Consider the following 2,229-nt stretch of genomic DNA (forward strand, 5'->3'; position numbering starts at 1 on the left):
TGTTGATTGCCGCTGAGAAGTGACCCGGGGTTTTCATCGAGAAGTGACCCACCTTGCGATTATGTTTCGGATGTCAGGGGTGGGTCAAGATGGGGTTTTCTCCTTCCGGGTTTTGGGCTGCTGAGCCGAGCTGTTTTTGAAGCGGAAGCTGTCGTTCCCGGTCTCAAGGATGTGGCAGTGGTGGGTGAGCCGATCGAGGAGCGCGGTGGTCATCTTGGCATCGCCGAACACGGTGGCCCATTCACTGAAGCTGAGGTTGGTGGTGATGATGACGCTGGTGCGCTCGTAAAGCTTGCTCAGCAGATGGAACAGCAGGGCGCCGCCCGAGGCACTGAACGGCAGATAGCCAAGCTCGTCGAGGATCACGAGATCGGAGTGGGCAAGTCTTCCGGCGATCTGGCCCGCCTTGCCCTGTGCCTTCTCCTGTTCCAGCGCATTGACCAGCTCGACCGTGGAGAAGAACCGCACCCGTTTGCGGTGATGCTCAATGGCCTGAACGCCCAGCGCTGTGGCGATGTGGGTCTTGCCGGTGCCGGGGCCGCCGACCAGCACGATATTGTCGGCAACATCCATAAACTCGCAGCGGTGGAGCTGGCGGACCAGCGCCTCGTTGATCTCGCTGCTGGCAAAGTCGAAGCCCGCCAGGTCGCGATAGGCCGGGAACCGCGCGGCCTTGAGCTGATAGGATACCGATCGCACCTCCCGTTCGGCGGTCTCCGCCTTCAGCAGCTGCGACAGGATCGGGACCGCCGCATCGAACGCCGGCGCTCCCTGTTCCATGAGATCGGTGACGGCCTGAGCCATGCCATGCATCTTGAGGCTGCGCAGCATGACGATGATGGCGCCGCTGGCGGGATCATGACGCATGGCGGTTCTCCCCGCGCAGCGCATCATAGCGTTCCACATTGGCAAGAGGCTCGCTGACCAGTCTGAGCGCCTGGGGCGCCGTGATCGGCGGTGTCGCCAGCGGCTTGCCGTCGATCAGCCGGTGCAGCGAGTTGAGGATATGGGTTTTGGTCGGAACACCGGACTCCAGCGCCATGGTCACCGCGCGCAGTACGACCTGCTCGTCATGATGCAGCACCAGGGCAAGGATCTCGACCATCTCCCTGTCGCCCCCGGGAGCGCGCAAGAGATGGCGCTGTAACCGCTGGAAGGCATCGGGCATCTCTAGGAACGGCGCGCCGTTGCGCAGGGCGCCAGGCTTGCGCTGGACGACCGCCAGATAATGGCGCCAGTCATAGATGGTGCGCCCTGGCTTGTCGTGGGAGCGATCGATGATGCGCTGGTGTTCGCACAGCAACTGCCCCTCCGCGACGACGAGGAAGCGGTCAGGATAGAGCCGCACGCTGACAGGACGGTTGGCAAAGGACGCCGGCACGCTGTAGCGGTTGCGCTCCAGATGGATGAGGCAGGTCGGTGAGACCCGCTTGCCATACTCGACAAAGCCGTCGAACGGCCTGCCCATCGGCATCAGGCTTGCCACCTCCTCGGCCCAGGCATCAGCGACAGAACCCGGTTCGATCCCGTGCGGGATATCCTGCCACAGCGCCTTGCAGCGCTCTTCTAACCAGCTGTTCAGGGCGTCGAGCGTCTCGGTCTGGGGAACGGGCTGCCACAGGCGATGCCGCGCATCCTGTACGTTCTTCTCGACCTGCCCCTTCTCCCAACCCGCTGCTGGATTACAGAACTCCGCCTCATAGAGATAATGGCTGACCATCGTCAGGAAGCGGGCGTTGACGGTCCGGTCCTTGCCGCGCCCGACCTTGTCGACCGCCGTGCGCATGTTGTCATAGATGCCGCGGCGTGGCACGCCGCCCAGCACGCGGAACGCGTGATTATGCGCGTCGAACAGCATCTCGTGGGTCTGGAGCAGATAGGCTCGAACGAAGAAGGCCCGGCTGTAGCTGAGCTTGAAGTGTGCAACCTGCAGCTTGGTGCGCACGCCATCGATGATCGCCCAGTCCTCGCTCCAGTCAAACTGGAACGCCTCACCTGGCGCAAACGACAACGGCACGAACGTGCCCTTGCCACTCATCTGCTGCTGGCGGCGATAATCATCGCGCCAGGCACGCGCAAAGGCTGCCACACGGCCGTAGGACCCGTCAAAGCCCAGGCTTACCAGATCGGCATGCAACTGCTTGACCGTGCGCTTCTGCTTGCGCGATCGGCCCATCTCTCGCCTGAGCCACACCGTCAGCCGCTCGACGAACGGGTCCAGCTTACTCG

The 2,229-nt window shown here is 63.0% G+C and carries 2 protein-coding genes; both read right to left on the reverse strand.

The features are described from left to right. Positions 1-84: 84 nt before the first annotated feature. Positions 85-867 (reverse strand): IS21-like element helper ATPase IstB, encoded by a 783-nt coding sequence (gene istB, locus WG908_RS16395; protein WP_340187579.1) that lies wholly within the window; start codon positions 865-867, stop codon positions 85-87. Further along, on the reverse strand, positions 857-2,229 hold a 1,373-nt coding region (gene istA, locus WG908_RS16400), incomplete at its 5' end, for an IS21 family transposase (protein ID WP_340187580.1). The genes istA and istB, both read right to left, overlap by 11 nt.

Source organism: Sphingobium anseongense (assembly GCF_037725245.1).
GTDB lineage: Bacteria > Pseudomonadota > Alphaproteobacteria > Sphingomonadales > Sphingomonadaceae > Sphingobium.